Source organism: Bradyrhizobium sp. USDA 4341 (assembly GCF_054063755.1).
Genome location: NZ_JBSSGO010000001.1, coordinates 316,683 through 340,975, shown reverse-complemented (window position 1 = coordinate 340,975; position 24,293 = coordinate 316,683). Strand labels below are relative to the sequence as shown.

Annotated in this window: 18 protein-coding genes; 4 read left to right on the top strand and 14 right to left on the bottom strand. The window is 58.0% G+C overall.

The genetic code is table 11. The annotated features are described in order from the left end of the window. Window positions 1-52: 52 nt before the first annotated feature. Genes ACVIGB_RS01550 through ACVIGB_RS01535 form a run of 4 tightly spaced genes read right to left on the bottom strand, consistent with a single transcriptional unit; the run spans window position 53 to window position 3,849 of the window. The gene (locus ACVIGB_RS01550; RefSeq protein ID WP_456717413.1) at window positions 53-1,501 is read right to left on the bottom strand and encodes an ABC transporter ATP-binding protein; all 1,449 of its coding nucleotides are present in this window, start codon (window positions 1,499-1,501) and stop codon (window positions 53-55) included. Further along, window positions 1,498-2,379, bottom strand: a complete 882-nt coding sequence (locus ACVIGB_RS01545) for an FkbM family methyltransferase (RefSeq protein ID WP_456717414.1) — start codon at window positions 2,377-2,379, stop codon at window positions 1,498-1,500. Before ACVIGB_RS01545 ends, ACVIGB_RS01550 begins: the two co-directional genes overlap by 4 nt. Further along, window positions 2,376-3,155, bottom strand: a complete 780-nt coding sequence (locus ACVIGB_RS01540; protein WP_456717415.1) for an ABC transporter permease — start codon at window positions 3,153-3,155, stop codon at window positions 2,376-2,378. The genes ACVIGB_RS01545 and ACVIGB_RS01540 overlap by 4 nt, the downstream gene beginning before the upstream one ends. Window positions 3,156-3,159: 4 nt before the next feature. Next, entirely contained in the window at window positions 3,160-3,849 is a 690-nt protein-coding gene (locus ACVIGB_RS01535) for a class I SAM-dependent methyltransferase (RefSeq protein ID WP_456717416.1), read from the bottom strand. Between the two features lie 472 nt (window positions 3,850-4,321). On the opposite strand from ACVIGB_RS01535, the gene ACVIGB_RS01530 reads away from it, so the two are divergent. Both ACVIGB_RS01530 and ACVIGB_RS01525 read left to right on the top strand, forming a co-directional pair. After that, window positions 4,322-5,734, top strand: a complete 1,413-nt coding sequence (locus tag ACVIGB_RS01530) for a mannose-1-phosphate guanylyltransferase/mannose-6-phosphate isomerase (protein ID WP_456717417.1) — start codon at window positions 4,322-4,324, stop codon at window positions 5,732-5,734. 68 nt (window positions 5,735-5,802) lie between these two features. Further along, a complete protein-coding gene (locus ACVIGB_RS01525) occupies window positions 5,803-6,618 on the top strand; it encodes a glycosyltransferase family 2 protein (protein WP_456717418.1) in 816 nt (271 codons plus the stop codon). A 49-nt stretch (window positions 6,619-6,667) separates the two neighbouring features. Here the strand turns inward: ACVIGB_RS01525 and ACVIGB_RS01520 are convergent, their stop codons facing one another. Further along, window positions 6,668-7,801, bottom strand: a complete 1,134-nt coding sequence (locus ACVIGB_RS01520) for a glycosyltransferase (RefSeq protein WP_456717419.1) — start codon at window positions 7,799-7,801, stop codon at window positions 6,668-6,670. A gap of 1,370 nt (window positions 7,802-9,171) precedes the next feature. On the opposite strand from ACVIGB_RS01520, the gene ACVIGB_RS01515 reads away from it, so the two are divergent. Both ACVIGB_RS01515 and ACVIGB_RS01510 read left to right on the top strand, forming a co-directional pair. Beyond that, window positions 9,172-9,837, top strand: a complete 666-nt coding sequence (locus ACVIGB_RS01515) for a helix-turn-helix transcriptional regulator (RefSeq protein ID WP_456717420.1) — start codon at window positions 9,172-9,174, stop codon at window positions 9,835-9,837. A gap of 102 nt (window positions 9,838-9,939) precedes the next feature. Next, window positions 9,940-11,439 carry a phosphomannomutase/phosphoglucomutase gene (locus tag ACVIGB_RS01510; RefSeq protein ID WP_456717421.1) on the top strand — a complete coding sequence of 500 codons (1,500 nt, stop codon included), beginning with the start codon at window positions 9,940-9,942 and terminating at the stop codon, window positions 11,437-11,439. A 239-nt stretch (window positions 11,440-11,678) separates the two neighbouring features. On the opposite strand, the gene ACVIGB_RS01505 is transcribed toward ACVIGB_RS01510, so the two are convergent. From ACVIGB_RS01505 to ACVIGB_RS01465, 9 genes are all read right to left on the bottom strand, one after another. After that, window positions 11,679-12,650 (bottom strand): ABC transporter permease, encoded by a 972-nt coding sequence (locus tag ACVIGB_RS01505; RefSeq protein WP_456717422.1) that lies wholly within the window; start codon window positions 12,648-12,650, stop codon window positions 11,679-11,681. Window positions 12,651-12,690: 40 nt separating this feature from the next. Next, complete coding sequence (locus tag ACVIGB_RS01500; protein ID WP_456717423.1) at window positions 12,691-14,232, bottom strand: sugar ABC transporter ATP-binding protein; 1,542 nt, start codon at window positions 14,230-14,232, stop codon at window positions 12,691-12,693. Beyond that, window positions 14,229-15,191: an ABC transporter permease gene (locus ACVIGB_RS01495; protein ID WP_456717424.1), complete on the bottom strand. Its 963-nt coding sequence runs from the start codon at window positions 15,189-15,191 to the stop codon at window positions 14,229-14,231. Before ACVIGB_RS01495 ends, ACVIGB_RS01500 begins: the two co-directional genes overlap by 4 nt. 67 nt (window positions 15,192-15,258) lie before the next feature. Next, window positions 15,259-16,434, bottom strand: coding sequence for a sugar ABC transporter substrate-binding protein (locus tag ACVIGB_RS01490; protein WP_456717425.1), 1,176 nt, complete (start codon window positions 16,432-16,434; stop codon window positions 15,259-15,261). A gap of 219 nt (window positions 16,435-16,653) precedes the next feature. Beyond that, window positions 16,654-18,168 (bottom strand): amidase, encoded by a 1,515-nt coding sequence (locus tag ACVIGB_RS01485; RefSeq protein ID WP_456717426.1) that lies wholly within the window; start codon window positions 18,166-18,168, stop codon window positions 16,654-16,656. A gap of 504 nt (window positions 18,169-18,672) precedes the next feature. Beyond that, window positions 18,673-19,029: a nuclear transport factor 2 family protein gene (locus ACVIGB_RS01480; RefSeq protein WP_456717427.1), complete on the bottom strand. Its 357-nt coding sequence runs from the start codon at window positions 19,027-19,029 to the stop codon at window positions 18,673-18,675. 211 nt (window positions 19,030-19,240) lie between these two features. Continuing rightward, window positions 19,241-20,653 carry a pyruvate kinase gene (pyk, locus tag ACVIGB_RS01475; protein ID WP_456717428.1) on the bottom strand — a complete coding sequence of 471 codons (1,413 nt, stop codon included), beginning with the start codon at window positions 20,651-20,653 and terminating at the stop codon, window positions 19,241-19,243. A 14-nt stretch (window positions 20,654-20,667) separates the two neighbouring features. After that, window positions 20,668-22,299, bottom strand: a complete 1,632-nt coding sequence (locus ACVIGB_RS01470; protein ID WP_456717429.1) for an NADP-dependent glyceraldehyde-3-phosphate dehydrogenase — start codon at window positions 22,297-22,299, stop codon at window positions 20,668-20,670. Between the two features lie 212 nt (window positions 22,300-22,511). Continuing rightward, a complete protein-coding gene (locus ACVIGB_RS01465; RefSeq protein ID WP_456717430.1) occupies window positions 22,512-24,281 on the bottom strand; it encodes an FAD-dependent oxidoreductase in 1,770 nt (589 codons plus the stop codon). Between the last annotated feature and the right edge of the window lie 12 nt (window positions 24,282-24,293).

Here is a 24,293-nt window from a genome sequence, read left to right as displayed (position 1 = left end):
ACATCTTCGAAGTTTTGTGAGTAAGAGATCATTGTGCGACGAGGACAGGCTTTCAGAGGCGCGAGGCCTCGGGCACGAGGGATAGATGCTGCTCGCTGGGCAAATCGGCGACACCGTAGTGGCTAAACAAACAGGGACTGCGCCGATGGCGATAGATCACCGAGATCGCCACAATTCTGCTGATATGCGATAGCAACTGAATGTGAGGCGCTATCTCCGACGGCGCGCACGCTTGGCGGCGGTCGAATATTGCCTTTGGCAAATCGGCAAGCCCTGACTCTAGCGTATACTCGCCGGCGTCGATATCCAGTCTGATCTCATGCATGCACCGTAGCGCCGTCCCTCCACGCTCGACGGAGGGCGGGACCGCATCGAATTGCAACGAGTTGCGGCCATGAACGAGGATGCCTTTCGCGTTGATCAACTGAACACCAACCAGTGGTACTTGGACCGGTTGATCTACGTGAAATTCCACGTACATCCGTAGCCACTCACCTTGCTGAAACACGCGACGTGCTTTTCCGTCGCGATCCGTAATCACGGCCCTTCGCGCCTTAACCGAGGGCACGCCAAACTGCTTTACAGTGCTGAGGTCGAGCGTGGCGTCAGGGTTGGATTCGAACGGATCCCACTCTTGGTTCGGCTGATGAGTGGGGCGGCCAGCGACGGATGCATCTCCCGCCTCAACGACACCGGTCTTGGCTCTCCGTCCGCCGGTTGGGGTCCCGAATTCGTGGTGGAAGTAGTATTCCACCGCTTCCTTTCCGCGCCCCTCGAATACCTTGCGCCCTTGGGAAAGAACGATGCCCCGATTACAGAACTCGGCGGCGTCCGCCATCGAGTGGGTAACGAGAAGGACCGTCATTCCCTGCTTGCGAAGCTCGTTTAATCGCGAATAGCATTTCTGCTGAAAGAACACGTCGCCAACGGCAAGTGCTTCGTCGACAAGCAGCAGTTCTGGCTCTGCGTGTATTGCGACGCTGAACGCAAGGCGCAAGAACATCCCGCTAGAGTATGTCTTCACGGGCCGGTCGATGTACTCGCCGATCTCGGCGAACGCAATTATGTCTTCAATTCGTTCGCGTACCTGACGCTCGGTTAAACCCAGTATCGCGCCGTTGAGGAATACATTCTCACGACCGGAAAATTCAGGATTGAAACCACTGCCGAGTTCGAGCAAGCCGGCGATACGGCCCTTTGCCTCCACCGAACCGACCGACGGCTTAAGCACGCCCGCGATAATCTGGAGCAGGGTGCTCTTGCCCGCGCCATTGCGACCAATAATGGCCAGCGCATCGCCGGGCATGAGGTCGAAGCTTACGTCCTCCAGCGCTGTGTAGCTCGGCGGCTCCTTGAGCAGCGGCCCCAGCAGCGCCTTCGCCAGCAAGTGTCCGGGACCGCGATGGAGCGCATACCGCTTACTGATGCAGCGCACCTGCACGATGGGCGGGCTGTCAGAATTACCTGCTTGCGTCGCGGTAACGTCTGCGCGGATATTCATTGCAGCAGCCCGTGAGCAGCCAGCAAAGCCCCAAATCTCTGGTCGATGCCAGCGGCCTCAGACTCTCGACAGCGCCTCAGGCACGCCATCGCCATGTCGGAAGCACCGTAAACGGCTTCCATCGTCCAGGCCAGGCGCACCAACTCGCGATTCGATAGTCGCTCTAGCCGTCGCAGCGACGGGACAAAGACCGCGTCTGCCCAAAGCGCCTGCGAAGGTGCTCGCCCCACGGCGTGACCGCCATGCATCATTCGCCGGCCATCGAGGTTATGAAAGTGATGGAACATAAATCCCCGACGCCGCAAAAACATCTCGCATTCGGAGAACAACGCTTCGTCTTGATACACTTGTGCAAACTCGGTTTCGGCGTGGACAACAAGCGTCCTGTAAAGCAGCTGCTCGGCATTCTGTAAGGCTAGAAGCGTCCCGCCCTGGATGTCGATCTTCAGGAAATCGACCGTACCAACTTCCTCGATCTCGTCCAAACGAACGGTGTCGATCGGGCTTTCTTCAGTGACCTCGCACATCTCCGGCAGCCCTTCATAGTGAGGCAGCAACTCTGGATTCGGTCGCATCAAGGATGAAGTGAGAGGTGCTCGACAGCGATGGAACGTCGCTCGCGCGCCATTGCCAATGGCATATGGGAAAAAGCAGCGATCGCCCGACCAGATCTCATTGAGGCGCGCGCACTCGGCGGCATTGGGTTCGAAACCGATGACTAACGCCCCCTTCCCTGCAAGGGCTCGTGCGTAAACGTCAGCTTCTCCCGTGCCGTGCGCACCGACATCCACGACCATGTAGTTCTCAATGAAAGCACTGAACAGCTCAGCGAGCGCTGTGAGATAGTCCTGTCGCGGATCAGGCGTTGCGGTCGTCATAGCAGATCCGCGAATGAGCGCCTGGTTCGCTGGAAGAACGCGAACGTCGCAAACGCAAAGAGGACACAAAAAAACGAGTGGCTTGCCCAGTCGCCGAGCGCGACCACCTCACCGTCAAGGACCAGCTTTCTGATCTGGGTCACAAACCATGTGACTGGGTTTAGTTCGACCACCGTCGTGAAGGCCTCCGGGACGGCCGAGGCGGGGTAACAGACCGGCGCCAGAAACATCAGCAGTTGCGCCAAAAGCGGGCTAAGCTGCGATAGGTCGCGAAAGAACACGCCAAGCGTGCCCAAAAGGAACGCCACCCCGAGACCAAATGCCGCCAATGGCAGGAATATCAGCGGCAACATCAGAACGGTAACTGGTACATCCTGCCAGAGAATGCCAACGGCAGTGATGAGTATCAGCGCGTTGATTGCTGCCAGAACGAGCGCACTGTTCACGACCACCGTCGGAAGCAGTGCCAGCGGGAAGCGTACCCGCTTCACAAGGTTCGGCGCAGTGGTGATTGATGACGCAGAACGCGTCATGACTTCTGCAATAAACAGATACGGCACCAATCCTGCAAAGATCATCAACGCGCCCTCATTCGGGCGCCCCCCCTCGCCTGGCGACCAGCGAACCTTCAGCACGAGCGAGAATACAAACGTAAACATTGCCAGCAGGAGACCGGCATAGAGAAACGGCCAAAGGAGACCCAACACCGTGCCACGGTAGCGCTGGGACAAGTCCCTCCGGGTCAGCATGAGTCCAAGCCATAAGGTCTGCGCCATGTCGCTATTCCTTGGCCTGGATGTCGAGCAGGTGATCCGCAAGCAGTTCGCTCTTTAACGGCGCGCGAGACGCCACGAATATGCTTCGATACAAGCTTGTTGCATTGCTAGGTGCTTGCTCAAGCCAATGGGTCGGAAACTCGTCGTGCCATGGCTGCGTGCGCGGCACGTATACATGCGGAAACAGTCGTCCCAAAGAATTGAATATCAAAGACCGTGTCGGTCGGCAGCCTCGCCCGCTAGCGGCCTGCGTCGGATCGTTCCGAGCCTCAGCGACCTTGTTGATCGCCTCGTCAGTTCCAAAGGAGACGCAGGTTTCGAGGAGCAGCAAGTCCCTGGTCACTGACGCAATCCGCGTCAAGGCCGATACCGGATCAGAAAGGTGGTACAAGAGACCATACGCGTAGACGATATCGTGCGGGGCCAAGTCCGCTGGAAGGTCTTCTTCGACGTTCACGACACGCGCAACAATCGAAGGGAACCGCGCACGTAGATGCACGAGATTGTCCTCTCGCGCATCTGTTGCGGTCACGCTGCAGCCGCGATCAACGAAGAAACTCGTGTGATCGCCGATTCCGGCACCGAGCTCCAGCACTGTGCGTCCCGCGATCGGCAGCATCAAGCTCGCGAGATGCTCTTGCCGCCGCCGGTTATGCCGCTGATATGGGTCGTGGGTGAAGAATTCTAGGGACATCGTCCGCACATGCGTAATGATCGCAGCTGGCAAATAGTGCGCCCGCCGATCGCGTCTCGAAAACTCCCCTTCACCTACCTAAAGAAAATCCACTCAGCCATATCCCAAATGGGACTGTTCGCGCGTTTCGTTGCAGCTAAACGTTGCATCCACGTTGATTGTGGGTCGAGCAGGGGCGTAAATCAGACGCGCAATTCTAAGTATTGAATGCCGGGATCGGCCACGAGCACCACTTCGGCGGAAAGATGCATGCATGACATACGTGAGCTGGCCGGCGTCGAGCCGCGCAGGCCGCCGGTACGCGTCGTGATGCCGGTCGAAGAAGCTGTGCTGCTTCGGAGACGAGTTCCCTGTGGGGCGACCAAACACTGCGCCGGCGTCATCCGTCCCGGGTGGCGTTCGATTGGATACTATGAGCCGCCCCACTCTCGGGTTGTACGACACGTGGTGATTAAAGAGAAAGAGACGAGCGATGAGCAAATTGATTGTGCCGCTGGTTATGTGCGGCGGCGCGGGAACCCGTCTATGGCCGGCTTCGCGCGATGGTCGACCGAAGCAGTTCCTTCGCCTCTTCGGCGATCAATCCTCGTTCCAGGAGGCGATGAAGCGGGTGGCAGATGCTTCGTTGTTCGACAAACCAATTGTCATCACCAATGCAGCCTACCGCTTCATCGTACGCGAGCAACTTGCCGAAATTGGCCTTGAGGCCGACGTGCTGCTCGAGCCTACGCGCCGCGACTCCGGACCGGCAATTGCTGCAGGCGCGGCATTCGCCCGAACGCGAAATGAAGAGGCTGTCGTCCTGGCCCTTGCAGCCGACCATATCGTGCAAGATCCCTCCGCTTTTGAGGCTGCTTGCCGCAGTGGAATTGAAGCAGCGCGCAACGAGTTCATCGTCACTTTTGGTGTTTTGCCAGATGGCCCCTCGACGGAGTGCGGCTATATCCAGCCGGGTGAGACGATCGCCGGCGACGTGAGGGCTGCCGCCAGGTTCGTTGAGAAGCCGAACCCGGACCTTGCGGCCAAATATATTGCAGAAGGGTATCTGTGGAACTCCGGAAATTTTCTATTCCGGGCGGGCACGCTCCTGGCCGAGTACGCTCTCTCCGATCGTGAAACCGTTGCAGCCGTTACGTCGGCAGTCGGAATTGCAACGTCCGATCTCGGCTTCATAGCGCTCGATCGAACATCCTTCGAGTGCGCGCGGCCCATTTCCATAGACTATGCTGTCATGGAAAAAACCTCGCGCGCAGCCGTCGTTGAGGTCGATTGTGGCTGGTCGGACGTTGGTTCGTGGCGCGCTGTCTGGGAGTTGTCGCCGAAAGACCCGCACGGCAACGTCACAAGAGGTGCGGCAATTTTCGAGGACGCGCGAAACTGCACGGTCGCTAGCGAAAAGGCGCTGGTGGCGATCGAGGGGGTCGAAGACATTGTGGTCGTGGCGACCGAGGACGCCGTTCTCGTGTCCCGCAACCGCCAGCCGGGTGCCATGAAGCGCCTTATGAGCACGCTACGGAAAACGGCGCCGAAGCTTGCTGAGGACCACCTCAGAGTCGATCGCCCCTGGGGCTCATATCAGTCACTGGATATCGGCGACCGACATCAGGTCAAACGGATCGTGGTTAAGCCAGGCGGGCGCCTGTCGAGACAGAAGCACCATCATCGCTCCGAGCATTGGGTTGTGGTTCGGGGGATCGCGCTGGTTACCATCAACGAGACGGAGACCCTCGTCCACGAGAATGAATCAATCTATGTCCCGATCGGAGCCGTCCATCGCATGGCGAACCCCGGCAAAATTCCGCTGGAGCTGATCGAGGTGCAGACCGGCAGCTACTTGGGGGAGGATGACATCATCCGCACGGAGGACGATTACAGGCGCGCTTGAGACCGCCGACTCCGACATAGCCCGCTCAATTGGATGACCCTCCCGCCCAACTATCTGGAACCTCGGAGATGAACGCGAAAAGCGACCCGCTCGCGCCAGAACACAACCCCGACGCTGCGGTGGCGCGAGCACAGCCTCTCGTTACCGTGGTAATCCCCTCGTTTAACCAGGGCCGTTTCCTCGAAGAGGCACTGCAATCCATCGCCCGTCAGGATGTTGCTACCGAGATCATCGTGATGGATGGCGGCTCGACCGACACGTCCCTTGTCATTCTAAAACGTTGGAGCCACCGTCTGGCGTTTTGGCGTAGTGGTCCTGACGGTGGACAGGGTTCAGCGATCAACGAAGGTGCTAAACTCGGCACCGCCCCGTACATCAGTTGGTTGAACAGCGACGACAAGTTGGAGCCCGGCAGCTTGCGCGCACTCGTTAACGCGCTGGAGAACAATCCGGCTGCGCCAGCCGCCTACGGAAACGCTTTGAACATGACCTCAAAGGGCAATACGAGCGCTGTGTGGGTGCAGCCATTTAGCGAGAAGGGCTTAAGACTGCGCTGCATCATCTCGCAGCCAGCCACACTAATCCGACGAGCCGCCTGGGAGGCAGTGGGCGGGCTCGATCCGACCCTGCATTTTGCGCTCGATTATGATCTATGGTGGCGGCTCTATCGGAGCTTCGGTCCGTTCATCCATGTCCCTCGTGTCCTGGCAGTGAACCGGCTGCACGCGGATACAAAAACACGCAACAACCGCGCGGCTCACTATGCTGAAGCGATTGGTGTTGTCCGCCGTCACCATGGTCGCTTGCCAATGAAGTGGTGGATCGTGCAGCCCTATGCCATTTGGTGGAAGGCACTCCTAGCCACTTTCGGCAGCCGCGGGTAAGCGATTACAAGCCGCGCGTTGGTCATGTGTTCAACGGACTCTACGTTTCTTAATGTCTTTCTGGTCCCGACGAGTCGCGAAGCATCTCTTCGTAGAGATCAAGATATCTTTGCACCATGAGATCAGCCGTGAACAACTCCTCGTATCTCCGGCGCGCATTTTGTCCCATTTTCGTTGCAATGGCTGGATGCTCAATCAGATATTTCATTGCCCTTCTTAAGGCATCTGCATCGGATGGCGGCACGACTAGTCCCGTTTGCTGATCGACATTGATGAATGTCGTTCCAGTGCCGATTTCTGCCGATATCATCGGTTTCCCAAACATAGCTCCCTCCAACAGCGATATCCCGAACGCCTCAGCTCGAAGGTGAGATGGGAACACGAGAGCAGAGCAAAGCGTTAAAAGGGCAGCTTTGTCTTCATCTGGAAGCTCACCGAGCAGTTTGACGCTCGATAGCCCGCGTCTTTTGACTTGCCTATGCAGGTTACGTTCGACGGGACCCGTTCCCACAATGACGACAGGAATATCGGTTCCGTTTACTGCCTCCAAGAGAATGTGAAGGCCTTTGTAGTATCGCAGGCCTCCTACAAAGAGCAAAAATTTATGGCCGACGCGAAATCGCCATTTGCTAAGGATATCGACAGATGGCTTCGGATAGGTTGACTGATCGAGTCCGATGGGAATTGCGCACGTCTTTGATGCGTATCTCTGCAAGATCTCGCTGGACGCACAATAATTCGGTGACGTCGCAACAATGCGGTCGACGCTTTTTAGAAAGCGTTTCATCAATGGACGGTAAAGCGGAAGCCAGCCGCGTTGACGGACAACATCTGAATGATATGTAACCATCGATGGCTTGGCTGCGAGAGAGCTCAGATGAACGACGTCCATGAGCGGCCAGGGAAAGTGATAATGGATGATATCCGCATGCTCGGCCAGTTGCGCAAACTTCTTGAATACAGAAAGCGAAATGCTTGTTGACGCCAGCTCAAGATGCAGCCGCACCGGATGCGTTGTGTAATTGGCAATCTTTGTGGGATGCAAAGACTTCTGGCGACTTGGAAAAAGAACGTCTACGGAATGTCCGCGCTGAGCAACACCTCGCGCAAGCTGATCAATGAATTGCGGCACTCCGCCATATGTATCTGGAAGATGCGTCTTATATAGATGAAGAATCCTCATTCGATTTCGTGCTTACTCACACTTTGCCCCCCAATTATGAGACGCGCTCATACGAGACTGCGGAGAATGGCCTGCGAGGCGCGCTGTCGAGTTTGCGTCACTGGATTGGAGGCGCCCCAAGTATCATTTGTTACGCCCACGTCGCAGATCAAAAATGCCCGTGCCGCGTCGGCAACGACGAATGAGCGACCAATATCCAACTCGAAGGCGGAACAACGAGTCCCAAATGAGATAGGCAAAGTAGAAATGGTGCTGGCCGGCGCCAATTGGCATCGCCGATTGAGCATCCCTTGGAAGAACGAGCGTGCCGGAGCGTTGGCGCCGATCGAAGGCAACTAGCTGCCGACCGTCCACGAAGCAGGAAAGACTGCTGTGGCTCTGTCGGACATTCTCGGTGAGGCCGAGACGGATGCCGCTGGTCCAAATGCGGCTCGCGAGCCACGCAGCGATTCAGGCCGCCCACGGCCACTCCACTCGAAGGTCAACCGCGACAAGTCTTTGGCTCAGGGGGGCATCTGCAGGGCAGCGTTCTGCTCGACTGAACGACAGGCGGCGATCTGGCGCTCGTAGCAACAGGAAACGATTTCGCTTTAGCGCGATGAACCCGCCCTCGCCTTGCGGCAGACACCGGCTCGCACGCCGAACGTACGGACCGAAATCACACTAGGCGGGGAGACAGCCTGCAGGGCGCGATGAAGGGCATTGGCGTCAAGTTTGCGACGCCCGGACGCTTTTGAACAGATTCGCCTGTGGCGATTTGCTCAGATCTTCGGCCGGTCAGTCAAATTGTTGGTACGTCCCGTACGGAAACGCACGCCGGACGGGAAACTGGTTTGACTTGCTTCGGAGAGCATGCTCTTTCCGAATGCCAAACGCGCCAGCGAAACGTTGGCCGCTATGCACGTATCGCAATCGGATTCACCGCTTCCGGCGTTTGCTTGGGGACCGAGCTGCGCACCGCGAGCGCCAAAGCGTGCTGCGTGAGACGCCTCGGTCCTGATTTGAACGGGCGCCTTTTGACCGAACTACCTTCACGACGAAGTTCAGCGCTAAAGCGGGATAATTCGCCCGATATGCGCGCGACTGATCACAACTCGGCGTGCTTCTGTCGCCGTGAAGAAGATCGGATCGGCAGTTTTGACACCATGTCCGAGCGCTACGTGAGACGCTTGAATGAGAGGACGCAGCCAGCAGCTTACGATTTGATGTCTCGAGTGCGGCTATGTCCGCGCGCAATTTGAAACCACTCGGAATTTCTTTGAGACATATCTCAAATGGGACTGGCCAGCTGCAACTCTCGCAGCCATAAGTTGGGACTGGCGAACAGTTTTTAGAGCTGGTTGTGGCAAACATTCTTTTGATCATTCCCTATGCTGCTTAAGGGTGAAGAAGGAACGGGGGCCGGTCCAAGGGAAATTGTATTTTGCCCGAGTGAACTGCGCATCGCTCGTGGGGTACGGCCCGGCATGATTGATGTGCTTGATCTATTAGGGCAGGCTGCACTTTTGATGGATCGGAACGGCTTTGTCGTAGCTGTCAATGACAATGCCTCGAAGATTTTCGATGATGACCTCTCGGTCAAAGGCAAGCGCCTATTCGCAGCGGATCCCCAGTCGCGGGTTAGATTGGACCGGCTGATCACTCAGATTCGCTTTTTGACTGGCAAACTGGGGCGCGCCAACTTGCAAACAATGGTCACCAGGAGTCAACGGCGGCCGATTGTTATCGATGCCATCGTGCAGCGGTGGCAAGATGAAAGCGAGAATTCATTGACCGAGGGGGGCGCTGTTCTTATTCTCACGGATTTGAATGAGATACCTCGCATTTCACAGACTTCTGTGATGGAAATCTTTGGATTGACTCCCGCCCAGGCGCGTGTCTCGTCGCTTTTGGTGGAAGGAAAGTCGCTGGAAGAAATCGCGCTCGATATGAAGATTTCGTCAGGGACGGCGCGCAACCATCTCAAGGCGGTCTTTCTGCGAACGGGGACAAGGCGACAAGCCGAACTGGTCTCTCTATTGTCCCGGTTGCTGTGACTCTCCGCCAATTCGTCCCGATGCTGCCGGCTGCCTTTTGCTAGCGATTGCATTTCAGCTCTCCGCCGCATTTCGTTTCCGACTGTTGACGAGATAGTCTCGATGTTTCCCAAGCCGAAATCCGCGCTGGTCCCCAACACCTATGCCTTCGAATCCGAGCCGATGGTGAAGCCGACCGGGTTTCGCGAATATGACGCGCGCTGGCTGTTCAACAAGGAGATCAACCTGATGGGCGTGCAGGCGCTGGGCATGGGGCTCGGCGCGCTGATCGCGGAGCTCGGCGTCAAACAGGAGATCGTCACCGGTCACGACTTCCGCGGCTATTCCGCATCGATCAAATACGCGCTGATCTCGGGCCTGATGGCGTCGGGCTGCAAGGTGCACGATATCGGGCTCGCGGTGACGCCGATGGCCTATTTCGCGCAGTTCGATCTCGACGTGCCCTGCGTCGCGATGGTCACCGCCTCGCACAACGACAATGGCTGGACCGGCGTCAAGATGGGCGCCAACCGTCCGCTCACTTTCGGTCCCGACGAGATGACGCGGCTGAAGGAGATCGTGCTCAACGCCGCGTTCGACAACAAGGCCGGCGGCTCCTACCAGTTCCACGAGAATTATCCGGCGCGCTACATCGCCGACCTCACCAACCGGCCGAAGCTGACGCGCAGGCTGAAGGTGGTGGCCGCCTGCGGCAACGGCACCGCGGGCGCGTTCGCGCCGCAGGTGCTGGAGGCGATCGGCTGCGAGGTGATCCCGCTCGACACCGAGCTCGATCACACCTTCCCGAAATATAATCCGAATCCCGAAGACATGGAGATGCTGCACGCGATCCGCGATGCGGTGCTGGCGCACAAGGCCGATGTCGGTCTCGGCTTCGATGGCGACGGCGACCGCTGCGGCGTGGTCGACAACACCGGCGAGGAGATCTTTGCCGACAAGGTCGGCGTCATGCTGGCGCGCGACATGTCGGCGATCAACGCCAACGCGCAGTTCGTCGTCGACGTGAAGTCGACCGGGCTGTTCGTGACCGATCCCGTCTTGCAGAAGCGGGGCGCGAAGACGGTCTACTGGAAGACCGGGCATTCCTACATGAAGCGCCGCACCAACGAATCGGGCGCGCTCGCCGGCTTCGAGAAGTCCGGCCACTTCTTCTTCAACAAGCCGTTCGGCCGCGGCTATGACGACGGCCTGGTGTCGGCGATCGCGATCTGCGAGATGCTCGACCGTGCGCCCGGCAAGTCGATGGCCGACCTGAAGGACGCGCTGCCGAAGACCTGGTCGTCGCCGACGATGTCCCCGCATTGCGACGACGAGGCGAAGTACGGCGTGGTCGACGCTGTCGTGAAGCACTTCGAGACGCTGCAGCAGAACGGCGCGCAGGTCGCGGGCCAGAACATCCGCGATCTCGTCACCGTCAACGGCGTGCGCGTCACGGTGGAGGACGGCAGCTGGGGCCTCGTGCGAGCATCCTCGAACAAGCCGGAGCTCGTGGTCGTGGTGGAAAGCCCGGTCAGCGAGCAGCGCATGCGCGACATGTTCGAGGCGATGGATTCGGTGCTGCGCACGCATCCGGAAGTCGGCGAGTATAACCAGCAGATCTGAGGGACCATCGGCGGTCGGGGATTGACACCCAGTCTAGTTAAAGTAGCCCTATCCATTTTTTATAGGTGACGAACCGGCCTGTCCGCGACGCACTTGGAGCCGTTGTCGCCGTTTGAGATGCCCATAGGCACAATTCAAGATGCTCTCGCGCGCCTCTACAAGAGATGACACCCCAGTGCAAGCCTGTACAAAGGAGCCGCCAAGCCGGCTCGCTCAACGTCGTCGCGATAGATCCTGTTCTACTTGATGAAGGCAAGCCGTGATCGATCGAGCGTGATCGTCACAGCCAAGATTACGATAACTCCCGTTACCATGATCTGTATGTATGTATGCACCCCTGCGATATTCAGACCATTTTGAAGTACGGCGATCACCAACACGCCAATCAATGTTCGATGCACACCCCCCGAACCACCCGAAAGAGCCGTTCCCCCCATAACCACAGCCGCGATTGCCTGAAGCAACAGATCATCTCCCATCCGGGCGGTTCCGGTCGACGTTCGTGCGACAAGGAGCAAGCCCGCTATTCCGCAGAGCACCCCGGATGCGATAAAGGCGATCGCTTTGGTACGAAGGACATCAATGCCGGATAGCCGCGCAGTTACCCCTCCCCCGCCGATTGCAAAGAGAGACCGCCCGAAATGGCTTCTCGCCCCGACAAAAGAAGCCACCGCGAAGATTAGGAGCGCTAGGATTCCGGAGTTTGGAATCCGTCCGATCATCGCCCCGGATGCAATCCACGTGAGATCCGGACTACGAAAAAACACATTCACCCCGCCGCTGATCCAGGTGGAAATGCCGCCAATAACGGTCATCGTGCTGAGTGTGGCGACAAAGGACGGGATTCGCAGACGCAGCACCACTATCGCGTTGAGAAGACCACAAAGCGCCCCGATTGCCGCGGCCGCAAAGACGATCGCACCGGCGCCGACCCCGAAATCCCGGATCAGAACCGCCGACGAGATCGCGACGAATGTCACGATCGCGCCGACGGAAAGATCGATTGATCCCATGAGGATAACGAAGGTGATGCCCGTCGCCACGATCAGAAGGATCGACGATTGCCTCATCAGATTGAAAAGGTTTACCCAACTCAGGAAGCGAGGATTAATGGCCGTGAAGACGATTATCATCAACAACAGCAGAAGCACCGGACCGCCTGGATTGATGATCGCGCGATGACGGCTGCAAAACTGCCTTGCGATCTCCACTGTAGCCTCGAGACGCAATCTCGATCTACGCGTCTTTGTCTCAGACCATGTGCCGGACAAGTTCCTGCTCCGTCGGTTTGTCATTGGCAGGCGCGTCCCGCTCGAACTGGATTTCGCCATCGCGCATCACGAGGATCCGGTTTGATAACCCGATGAGTTCGAGCAGGTCGTCCGATATCAGAAGAATGGACGCTCCCCGGTCTGTCAGATCCCGCAAGACGCCATAGATTTCCTCTTTTGCGCCGACATCGACGCCACGGGTGGGGTTGTCGAGCACGAGGGCCTGAACGCCTCGCGCCAGCCATTTTGCCAACACCACCTTCTGTTGGTTTCCCCCGGAGAGGAATTGGCAGAGTTGCGTCGGTGCGCTGCATCGGATGCGCAAGCCATTGACGTGCTTCTCGGCCAAAGACCGTTCTCGCGCGGCCGATATGATGCCAGTCAGCCGGGATACCAGCGGCAGAGAAGCCAGGGAAATATTTGCTTCAACTGACATGTAAGGTACGATGCCTTCGGTCTTTCGTTCCTTGGGTACGAATCCCACGCCGTTTGCGATCGCAGCCTTGCCACGCCGCCGAAGAGGCAGGACTTTGCCGTTCACCTCGACGGTGCCGGCTGGCGGAAACGGATCAAATCCGACAACGGCCCTTCCAACCGCCTCCTTACCGCATCCCACAAGTCCGCCAATCCCGACTATCTCGCCCTTGCGAACGTCGAAGCTGACGTTCTTGACGCTGTCGCCGCCAAGGCCTTTGGCCGAGATCACAATAGGAGCGTTGGCCACGTCCAATTGGCGCTTTTCCTTAAAGTATTCCTCATTCCGAATTCGTCCCACCATCGCCATGTGAAGGTTCTGCTCGGAAATCCGTTCTCCGGCAAACTCACCGACGTTCCGACCGTCTTTGAAGACATAGATGCGGTCACATAGCTCGATATATTCGGAAAGTCGGTGAGTGATCAGGACGAAGGACGCTCGCGCGCGGAATCGACGGATCGAGTCGAAGAGAAGCCTGACTTCGCGCGCGCCGATCGCCGCCGTCGGCTCGTCAAGAAGGATGATCGGGTGATCGATGTGAAAATACTCAGCCAACGCGAAAGCTTTGGCGATCTCGATCATCTGCCGGTCGTGAAAAGCGTAGTCGCTCGTGAGTCGGCGCGGGTCGATGTGATCGAGACCAAGGTCCTTCAGATGCCTTTCGCTGAAAACGATCATCGCACTTCTATCGACGATAGCCAGCCCGTTAGTAAAATTGGTTTCCAGCGACAGAAAGATATTTTCGTAGACCGCCAAGCTTGGGATAAGCGCCTGCTCCTGGAAGACCATAGAAATCCCAGCCTCGACGGCCTGGGTATAACGGAGCGGCTTGAACCGCTTGCCAAACAGCTCCATCTCGCCCCCGCTCGGGGGGTGGATGCCGGCAATCATTTTGAGGGTTGTGGATTTCCCCGCCCCATTTTCGCCTGCGATGCCGACGATCTCGTTCGGAAATATCTCCAGATCAACTCCTTCGACGACCAGATTGCCGTTGAAGCTCTTGGAGCCGCTCCGCATCCTGAAAATCGGATTTCGGACCTCCCTCATCTCACGTCCTCCGCGTTCACGCGCTTCGTGTTCAGGAGAACAGCGAGCAGGATGACGACACCCTGGATGATCGCTTGCAGATGAGGCGCCAACGCGAGGGTGTTCAAACCGTTCGAAAGAGTCGTTGTGAAAAGCACCCCAAGGATCGTCAGGCGCACATTGCCGAATCCTCCGGTGATGGCTGTACCGCCGACAACCACCGCAGTAATGGTATCAAGGGTCATGAAGCTGCCCATTGTCGCCGTGGCCGACCCAAGACGCGCGGCCAACAGCGCTCCGGCAAACCCTCCTAGAAGGCCCGACAATGCGAACGCCTGTATTTTGACGGTATTTACTTTGACCCCGACGAGGGCAGCTGTTTGCTCATCGCTTCCGAGAGCAAGAGTCATGCGGCCAAAACGAGTGCGTAGGCCGAGGAGGACTGCAGCGAGGTAGATTATGAGGGAAACCAAGACCGCATTGGGGATCACATGGAGCCATGCGCCCTGGGCGATGTCGATCACGGCGGCATCAGATACCGTCAGCGAACGGCCATCAGAGATAAAGAGGACGGCGCCCGAGAGAGTCGTTGCGGTTGCAAGCGTCACCAGGATGGAGGGGATCCTGAGGTAGACGTAGACAAGCCCGTTGATCACACCACATGACAGGCCGACAAGACAAACGATAGGAATCGACCAGAAACCGAAGTCCGGCGCCATCCGCGCGACCAGCATCCCGCAGAAGCTCGCGATCGCTCCGATCGACAGATCAATGGAGCCCATCAAAATCACGAAGGTCGCACCGACCGATGCAACCAGGAGGACAGAACTGGATAGCTCAATTGCCCTCAGGTTTCCCACGGTCAAGAACGAAGGGGCTGCGAGGCCGATCGCTGCGCATGCAACAGCAAACACCGAAATGGTTACGATGCGCCGCGATAGCTCGCCATCTCCACGCCCGACCTGCCATGCTTGCAACATTTTGCGATCCGATTGAGCATTTTCTTCAAAGGATGCCTCCCTCAAGGAGGGAGGCATCCAGACACATTTACTCCGGGATCCGCTGCTTGTAGTGGTCCTTATACTCCGCCATCAGCTTCCCCACACAACCAGCGTCGAAGGCTTCTTGATAGGTCTTCGGAAGGTTGTAACCGGACGGCATACGGCTTCCCCAATAGGTCTTCACGTCGATCGGCCAGACGTAGTTTTGAGGGTCCCAATCATTGGGATGGAGCGCGCGCGACATTTTCTTCCAGTCAAAGGGCAGCTTTTCGCCTGCAAGAAACTCCTGATATTTGTCGACATTCGCTGCCGTAATCAGCGTCGCCCCCGTGTACATCATGCGTTCGCACGGACTCGGCTTGAACCCCTTGGAGACGTCGTATGCCCGCACAAGTGCGAAGCCGGCCTGCCACTGTGGCGTAAAGCCCATCGTAGCAAGAATTCGGCCCTCCTTGACCAGCTTCAGGGTTTCGCGGTTGCCGTCAAGCCCTGTGATCGGGAGGTGCATGCCGGCGTCTTCGACGGCTTGCATGGCTCCCAGGGCAATCGAGTCGTTCTGACCGAAAACCGCGTCGATTTTGGAGTGCGCCACCAGCAGGTCTTCCATGACCTTACGCGAGTCGACCTGATTCCATTTTCCTGGCTGGCGGGCGACGACCTTGATGTTGGGGTATTCAGTGAGGGCCTTTTCGAAACCGGCTGTTCTAGCGAGGTCGGCATCGACCCCGGGGAAGCCTGTAATGTGAACGACGTTGCCTTTTCCGCCGATCTTGTCAAAAAGCAGCTTTGCTATTCTGTAGCTGTTGTCGACGTCGTCCGGCGTGAAGAACGTTGCGAAGGCATAGTTGTCGGTCCCCGCATCCAAAGGATGAAAGCCGGGCAGAGATTCCCAGACAGCAACGTGCACTGCCCCTGCCTTTTTCGCCATCTCGACGATCGGTTTGATGTTTGCTGCGACGAGATTCTCGCCAAATGTGATTTTGACGCCGGCCGCGAACTGAGCCTCGTAGATTTCGATTTGCTTAGCGGCATCACCCTTTCCTGAAAGAATGCGATAGTTCAAGCCGAGCGCTTTTGCAGCCTGCTCGGCACCTTGCGACCAGTTGTTGAAATACTCGTTCTCCAGCGTGGAGACCTCGGACAGGACATCCTCGGCCCTTGCGACTGTAAACGACGCCAACAGGGCGGCCGTTGCAAAAAAGTAGGTAGACAAGTTGCGCATTAGTTTCCCTCCTCTACTCGCTTCAGACATCGATCGTCTCTAAAAGAGTCCGCAGTCCGCCTGCACCTGCCGTCATCTCCCGATATCGCGACTGGCTCGAGTAGATTGACTAGTTATCGCGCTTAAGCGCGTGCTCGCAGGTGCGACTTCGATCGTCACATCAACGGTTGCGGTGTTGGCCATGGCGGAACGGCTTCGGCGTGACTCGTCCCGTCACTTCTACATTTTTTTCCAGTCGCCAATCTGCTCGAAAGCATGCGCAGCCCGATAGATGGTCGCCTCCTCGAAGTGACGACCAACGAGCATCAAACCCACTGGCAGGCCATCCACTGTTCCGCAGGGCAGCGACATAGCGGGATGGTGCGTGAAGTTGAACGGAGCGGTATTGGTGAACATCTCAGTCGCGCGCGCGATATAGTCCTCCCGGCTTACATCCAGTGGAGGCAGCTGGGTCGCCTTCATGGGTGTCGTTGGCATCAGAAGGAGATCGTAATCCCTAAGCGTGTTGTCGTATGCCGCCCTCAGGCGGCGAGAGACGTTGACTGCCTTTCCGTAAAATCGCGGCCCATAATTGTTGTTGATGTAAGTGCCGAGCAACAGGAACAGCTTCGCCTGCTCGGACAGGGAATTCGCTTTCCGGCGCCAGCCGCGATGGAAGTCCATGAGTGACAGTGAAAAGAGGTCTGATCGGCTGGTACCATAGCCGTCGCCGAACATCATGGTCTGTGTCGCGCCCTCGGTGCCGATCGGCGTCCAGATTGCGGCTCCCTGGAGGTGCATCGGCACTGAAACCACCTCTACCGAGGCGCCGAGATCTTTAAAGCGCTTGGCCGCTTCACGAACGCTTGTGTTGACCGCGGCTTCCGCTCCGGGTTGCTCAAAACCCTCCTTCAGAACGCCGATCTTCAATCCATCAATACTTTGGCCAAGCGCTTTGGTGTAGTCTTCGACTTTCGGCGCCTTGATGCGCGGATCGTAACCGTCGTCTCCAGCGATCACTTCCAGCAACAATGCGTTGTCGGCGACCGTTGCGGTCATGGGGCCGGTGTGATCCAAGGTCATTTCATTGGGCATGATTCCGGTATAGGGGACTAGGCCCCAGGTCGGCTTCATGCCGTAGATTCCGCAAAAGGACGCTGGCATGCGTATTGAGCCGCCCTGGTCGCCGCCGATCGCCATATCGACTTCGCCAAGGGCAACGACAACGCCGGAGCCCGAAGACGAGCCGCCCGCGGAGTAGCCCATCTTGTGAGGATTGTGCACGGGTCCGAGCGCACCAGTATGGCTGCCGCCGGATGTGCAAAAGCATTCACAATGCACCTTGCCTGCAATTTCGGCACCCGCGTCCAGCATGCGGGTGACAATGGTCGCATCGATATCCGGGACAAATCCTTCGAGCGTCGCAGAGCCGTTCATCATCGGCACCCCCGCGAGCATGATGTTGTCTTTCAGCGCGACAGTCTTTCCCTTGAGCTTCCCGCTCGGCGCCCCAAGCACGCTCGTCTTTCGATACCAGGCGTTGTGCGTGTTCTCCTCGGCGCTCGGCTGATAGCCCGGCGTACGAGGATACTTCACCGCGGGTAACTCGTCGGGAACGGCGTCGATATAGTTGTATGCTTCAAGCGCCCCCTTGATAAGGCCGCGAAAGGAGGCAAGGTCTTCATCGGAAAGTGAAAGACCGCATTGCCCTGCGACATCTCGCAACTGTGCTGGTGTGGGCGGGACGATTGACACTGGGCTTTCCTCCTCGAGGTCGGGCTATTTCGTATGTGTGAGGCCGCTCTGCGGTGGCTCGTCACTAACATTTCAAGGAAATATGCTTGGTGCGGCCGAGTCATCGGGCCAACGCTCAAAACTGGGTAATTTTGAGTAATTCATCCTACAAAAATCGCCGAAAAAAGAAGCAATTTATGCGGGAATATTGCGCATTCAGCGCGCTCACTGTCAGTCCTACTGGGCGGACAGATCATTTGTGTACTAACACGGCGAACAGCTGGCGACGAGATACGGCTCGCGCGCTTACATCCCAGAGGTGTCGGATTAGCCGCGATCCGGACCAAGATCACTGCAACAGGTAGCCGGCCACACTCGCGGAAGAGCCGCGGATTGCGGTGGCCTCTCGATGCAGCGTCGAACTTGGTGCCGGGAGGTTTACTTAGGCGATGCGATGGCGCAAAGCGGCTTGGAGGTGTTGTTCCAACACATCCTCGGCACTGGCAAAGTCCTCAGATCGAGTAATCAGGGGCTGCGGGACGAATGGTGATGCAAGATCTGCCACGCACCGTCTTTGTGGCTCAGCACGAAGGTGAAACGAGCTGGTATCGCCACACTCTGATCCGTGAAAGATTGGGAAAACACATAATTGCCCACCACCAGAACGAGGTTGGCTGCCAATCTCGCAGAACGCCAGGCCTCAACTTCCACTGTATGCGTACCGCGGAAATAGGTGCGAATCTCTTCAGCACCCGAATAGAGCTTCGAGCTCGATGTACCGTAGAGCGAGGCATCAAGTGCGTATAAGGCCGCCAGCTTCTCGACGTCGTGCGCGTTGAAGGCTTGCGCCCAGAGCACCAGGAACGCGCGCAAGTTCGGCATCACATCGTCTATAGTCAAATTAGACACCCACCCGACATGGCGAAGACATCTGTTGGAAAGACACGAGATGAGTCGCGCTTGAAACTTCCTGGCGATCGATCATTGAGATCGCCGCCTCAAAAGATCGCCGCTGCTGGATTTCTCCAACAGCGGCTTAGTCTAGGGAGGAAGCAGACAAGCCGGCCTGCCAGCGGATTCGCATTATGTGACCTCAGCAAGCTGCAACACGGAGATTGTTGGTCGCGCCCCTCAGTCCAAATGGCACCCCGGAGATTACGATCGCCAAATCACCCGGCTCGGCGTAGCCTTCCTTGCGCGCCATCGCCGCCGCTATTTGTGTGACGGCGTCGGAGTTGGAGGGATCGGCTGCAACGATGCTGTGTACCCCCCACAGCAAACTCATGCGCCCCGCGACCCTCTCGTTTGGCGTAAGAGCGAGAATCGGAACCAGCGGCCTTCTACGCGCGATACGAGCGGCGGTGGTCCCGCTTGCGGTGAACCCGATGATCGCTCTCGCATCAATCGCGGCCGCCAGATCCGCCCCCGCGGCCGCAACCGCGTGAGGAGGCGTGATTTCCTCACCGACCTGCGATGCGTCGACAAGCGACCGATAGAGATGATGCCGCTCGGCGCTCTTGATGATTCTGTCCATCATGACAACCGCCTCGATGGGATAGGCTCCGCTCGCCGATTCAGCAGAGAGCATGACGGCGTCGGCGCCATCGTAGATGGCGGTCGCGACATCGGACGCTTCTGCGCGCGTCGGCGTCGGCATAGCCGTCATCGAATCCAGCATTTGCGTTGCGACGATCACGGGCTTGGCGGCAAGCCGACAGGCGCGAACGAGTTCCTTTTGTCGCGGAGGCACCTCCTCGAGCGGGATCTCGACACCAAGATCGCCACGCGCGACCATAATGCCGTCCGACAGGGCAATAATATCGTCGATACCTTCGAGCGCCCTGGGCGTTTCGATCTTGGCGATAAGACCTGCAGCTTCACCGATCTGGAAACGTGCTTCGAGGAGGTCCGCCGGCCTTTGAACGAACGACAGAGCGACCCAGTCGACGCCAAGTTCGCGGCCGAAGGCGATGTCGGCGCGATCCTTATGCGTCAAGGGGGATATATCAAGCAGCGCACCTGGGAGGTTTACTCCCTTGTGGTCACGGATCACGCCGCCCACGACAACTCTCGCGACGATCTCTTTGTCGCCAGGAAAAGCAACGCTCAGACGCACTCGGCCGTCATCGATGAGGACGTCCTGGCCGGGATGGACGGCTGCGAAGATTTCGGGATGAGGCAGGGGAATGGTTTGTTTTCCATCCCCTCCGCCGTCGAGCGAAAAGCGAACCGTTTCGCCCGCATTCAGCATCAGCTTGCCGCCATCTAATAAGCCGATGCGAAGCTTCGGTCCTTGCAGATCCTGCAGCACGCCGATTGGCGTGCCGACCTCCCGTTCAAGCCTCCGGATCGAGGCAAAAACCCTCGCATGGTCATCATGCGATCCGTGACTGAAATTGAGCCGGAACGTGTCCACACCTGAAAGATAGAGAGAGCGGATCATCTCGGGTGCGGCGGTCGCGGGCCCCACCGTGGCTACAATCTTGGCAAAACGAGAACGACGCATCTTGGATCCCCCAGTTAGAGGATGAAACCAGTGTGAATGAAATTTGAATGGCGTTCCTCGACGATGGTATTCAGAATCTTGCGCGATGGGCTCGTATACTTCGCGGCCACCATGGATCGAATGGAAAACGAACGTAGCGCATCTGTGACCGACAGGGTGCCTTCGGCTGCATCCTTCCTGCCCGTGAAGGGAAACACGTCCGGGCCACGCTGACATTGACAGTTCAAGTTGACGCGGCAAACCTGATTGACCAGGGCATCCGACATGCGACCGATCACGTCGGGGTCGCGGGCGAACAAGCTCACCTGCTGGCCATGTTCAGAGGTCGCCACGTAATCAAGCGCGAGGTCGACGTCCTCGAAATCCAAGATGGGGATGAGCGGGCCGAACTGCTCCTCCCGAAAGAGCCGCATGGACGGCCCGACGGGATAGACGACTGCGGGATAGAATAGAGTGCCTACGGTCGTACCCCCGCCGGCGTTGAGAATACGGGCGCCCTTCGTTACGGCGTCATCCAGAAGCGCGGTCATCTGGTTTACTTTCTCCACACTTGGCAAGGGCGTCAGGGTCACGTCTGGTGCCCAGGGCATGCCAATTTTTAGTTGGGCAAGCTCCGCCAGTAGCGCCGATATGAACGAATCGGCGACATCACGGTGCACGAGCAGCATCTTCAGAGCCGTGCAGCGCTGTCCATTGAACGAGAGCGCGCCTAGTAGACATTCCTTTGCTGCGAGTGCGATATCAGCATCAGGCATAACGATCGCTGCGTTCTTTGCGTCGAGACCGAGAATGGAGCGCAGGCGGTTGGTTTTGGGGTGGAGTTTTTTAAGATGGTCGGCCACTCGGCTCGCGCCGATTAGCGTAAGGACATTGATTTTGCCGGTCTCAAGAAGTGTCGGGACGATTTCGGCGCCTTCACCGTAGGCGAAGTTGACTACTCCAGGCGGGAACGCGGTCCGGAAGACCTCCAGCAGCGGTTCGAACAAGAGAACGCCGTGTCGGGGCGGCTTGAAGACGACGCAATTGCCCATAATCAAGGCCGGAATGAGCGTCGCGAAAGTTTCGTTCAGAGGATAGTTGTATGGCCCCATGCAGAGGACAACGCCAAGTGGCGTTCGGCGTATCAGGGCAATCACTCCTTCAACGATTTCAAACCGCGAGTTGGCATTGTCGAGATTGCGCAACGCGTCGATTGTTTGCCGTACGTAGTCGACTGTGCGGTCAAATTCCTTTTCCGAATCCGCAAGCGTTTTGCCGATCTCCCACATGATAAGCCGCGTGACTTCGGCGCGGCGTGCACACATTCCGGCGAGAAATCTTTGCATCGCCAGGATGCGCTCAGAAACACGCATGGTGGGCCACGCGCCGCGCCCGCTGTCGCATGCAGCGACCGCGGCGTCGAGTGCGGCAATCGCTGCTGCGACGTCGCCGGACGGATGGCTGCCGATCCGCATCTGCCTCAGCCCGCCATCACTTCCGCGGACCATCACGGGAGACAGAACGTTCTTGACCGGCCCTGTCCAGTCCCGCATTTCGCCGTTGACCAGGACACTCCGCTGTTCAATGGGCGGAATGGCGGCCTCGTGCAAAGCCGCGTCATCGGCAGTCGGAAAGAGCAAACGGAGATTATCGCGGCTCATCATCATCACTGATTCACAACAAAGATTGGTAGGCGAAGAGACAACGAAATCGCGTAGATCACGGTGCGGGCGGCGGCCTTCCCCTTTTCTGACGGCCTGGCAACAACACTGTCCGGCTCACACCATAGCCCTCTCCGGCACGTCGCCGCCCCGCTCGAACGGAACGGCTCGCATCAGCAAATTTCCGCGATCGCACGACGGCAATCTCAATGCTCCCTTTAGGAAGCCACTCGTTTCTCGGTGTTGGAGGCGGCGAGGATATCCGCCACGGCACGGTAGCTGAAGACGATCGCGGGACCGATTGTGATCCCTGCCCCGGGGTAGATTCCGCGCATTGGCGAAGTCATGTCATTGCCGCAGGCGTAGAGACCCGGAATCGGCTTACGCTGTGCGTCCAGGACTCTGCCGCAGCTATCGGTTGCGAGGCCCGACGCAGTGCCAAGCGTTGCCGGAACGATCGGCAGCGCGATGAAGGGGCCCTTTCGGATCGGTCCGAGATTTGGGTTCTTCGCTCCAACCGATGGATCCCCAAGCGTTCGGTTGAAGGCCGACTCACCACGCTTGAAGAGCGGATCGCTTCCCGCGGCGGCGTGGGCGTTGTGCTCCTCGATCGTTCTCTCGAGCTCCGCTGGGTCGAGTCCGATTTCTGTGGCAAGCTCTGGGATTGTTCGGCCCACCTTGATATATCCGAGCCGCGCGTATTTCCGAATGCTCAGCGTCCATGGCCACGGCAACAGATGTCCCATGCCTCTGAGGCGAACGAAGTCGTAATCACAGACGAAATAGAACCGCTTGTCTGCGGGGTATCCGTTTGCGAACATTGCCAGGCAAATGTCATGGTAGGAGTTTGACTCATTTACGAATCGCCGCCCGTTCGGCGCGACCGCGATGACGCCGGGACGCCCCCGATCGAGCCAGCCGTACGGGACAACTTGTGAGGTGCCGCGGGTCTCAAGGATCGATACTGGTGTCCAGAACCCTGCGGACGCGACATCCTTATCGACTGCGGCTCCGACCTTCGTTGCAAGCCCAATGCCATCGCCGGTAACATCGGGATGTGCCAGTGTGTGGTCATGCTGATGTGGGCCGCTCAGCTCGGCTCTCAGCTGCGGGTTGCGCGCGAAGCCACCCGTTGCGAGTATCACACCATGGGAAGCGCGAACGCGAACCTCGGAATGAACGTGTTTGACGACTGCCCCCGCGACGCGTCCATCTTCCTTGATGAGCTCAAGGAGAGGAGACGCCGGCCATATTTCGACCTCGAGCTTCCGCAAGCTCACGAGCAGGCGTGCGATCAACGCGTTGCCTCCGCTGAATTCCGTGCCGCGCCTATAGCTCAAGCGATCCCGCGCGTAGCGGCTCACGCGGCGCAAGACGTGCTTGAGGGACGAAAACGATTGAAACGGATTCAGGAAGCTTCGGACCTCGCCAGACGAGATCATCATCCCTCCGAGTACAACACGAATGGGATCCCCGATGAGATTGAAGTCTTTGCCGAGAAGGCGCGCATCGTAGGGGGCAGGGCTGAGTGCCCGGCCCTTGTCTACGCCGCCGATTTGGTTCGAGTGATAATCGGGCGCCGAGGCCAGTGTGAACTTGACCTCGGTCCCGTTCTCGAGCGAAGCAAGCGCGGTTGGACCGTCCTCCAGATAAGCTCCAATGAAGTCTTCCCGGTAGTATTTGCCCAGTTCATGCTGAAGATAGGTCCGGGCCTTGGCAAGCGAATCGTCGATCTTTGCGGACCGTGCCTGGGGCGAGCAGGGAATCCAGATCATGCCGTTTGAGAGGGCTGTCGTTCCGCCAAGTCGCGGAGATTTTTCGCAGACGATCACTCGAAGTCCAGCCTTCGCCGCATAGAGGGCCGCCGACAGACCGGCTGCGCCGCTGCCGATCACGAGGACATCGGTTTCCCGATCATCCGCCGATCTGCCCGCTCGGGAGAGCGCCATCGTGTTCTGTGTGCCTGATTGATCGATTGGCTTGTTCATTCCAGCCTCATT

Excerpts from the sequence above, each read along its gene's own strand:
- ACVIGB_RS01550 (WP_456717413.1), bottom strand. The coding sequence starts at position 1,501 with ATGAATATCCGCGCAGACGTTACCGCGACGCAAGCAGGTAATTCTGAC.
- ACVIGB_RS01545 (WP_456717414.1), bottom strand. The coding sequence starts at position 2,379 with ATGACGACCGCAACGCCTGATCCGCGACAGGACTATCTCACAGCGCTC.
- ACVIGB_RS01540 (WP_456717415.1), bottom strand. The coding sequence starts at position 3,155 with ATGGCGCAGACCTTATGGCTTGGACTCATGCTGACCCGGAGGGACTTG.
- ACVIGB_RS01535 (WP_456717416.1), bottom strand. The coding sequence starts at position 3,849 with ATGTCCCTAGAATTCTTCACCCACGACCCATATCAGCGGCATAACCGG.
- ACVIGB_RS01530 (WP_456717417.1), top strand. The coding sequence starts at position 4,322 with ATGAGCAAATTGATTGTGCCGCTGGTTATGTGCGGCGGCGCGGGAACC.
- ACVIGB_RS01525 (WP_456717418.1), top strand. The coding sequence starts at position 5,803 with ATGAACGCGAAAAGCGACCCGCTCGCGCCAGAACACAACCCCGACGCT.
- ACVIGB_RS01520 (WP_456717419.1), bottom strand. The coding sequence starts at position 7,801 with ATGAGGATTCTTCATCTATATAAGACGCATCTTCCAGATACATATGGC.
- ACVIGB_RS01515 (WP_456717420.1), top strand. The coding sequence starts at position 9,172 with ATGCTGCTTAAGGGTGAAGAAGGAACGGGGGCCGGTCCAAGGGAAATT.
- ACVIGB_RS01510 (WP_456717421.1), top strand. The coding sequence starts at position 9,940 with ATGTTTCCCAAGCCGAAATCCGCGCTGGTCCCCAACACCTATGCCTTC.
- ACVIGB_RS01500 (WP_456717423.1), bottom strand. The coding sequence starts at position 14,232 with ATGAGGGAGGTCCGAAATCCGATTTTCAGGATGCGGAGCGGCTCCAAG.
- ACVIGB_RS01495 (WP_456717424.1), bottom strand. The coding sequence starts at position 15,191 with ATGTTGCAAGCATGGCAGGTCGGGCGTGGAGATGGCGAGCTATCGCGG.
- ACVIGB_RS01490 (WP_456717425.1), bottom strand. The coding sequence starts at position 16,434 with ATGCGCAACTTGTCTACCTACTTTTTTGCAACGGCCGCCCTGTTGGCG.
- ACVIGB_RS01480 (WP_456717427.1), bottom strand. The coding sequence starts at position 19,029 with ATGCCGAACTTGCGCGCGTTCCTGGTGCTCTGGGCGCAAGCCTTCAAC.
- pyk (WP_456717428.1), bottom strand. The coding sequence starts at position 20,653 with ATGCGTCGTTCTCGTTTTGCCAAGATTGTAGCCACGGTGGGGCCCGCG.
- ACVIGB_RS01470 (WP_456717429.1), bottom strand. The coding sequence starts at position 22,299 with ATGATGATGAGCCGCGATAATCTCCGTTTGCTCTTTCCGACTGCCGAT.
- ACVIGB_RS01465 (WP_456717430.1), bottom strand. The coding sequence starts at position 24,281 with ATGAACAAGCCAATCGATCAATCAGGCACACAGAACACGATGGCGCTC.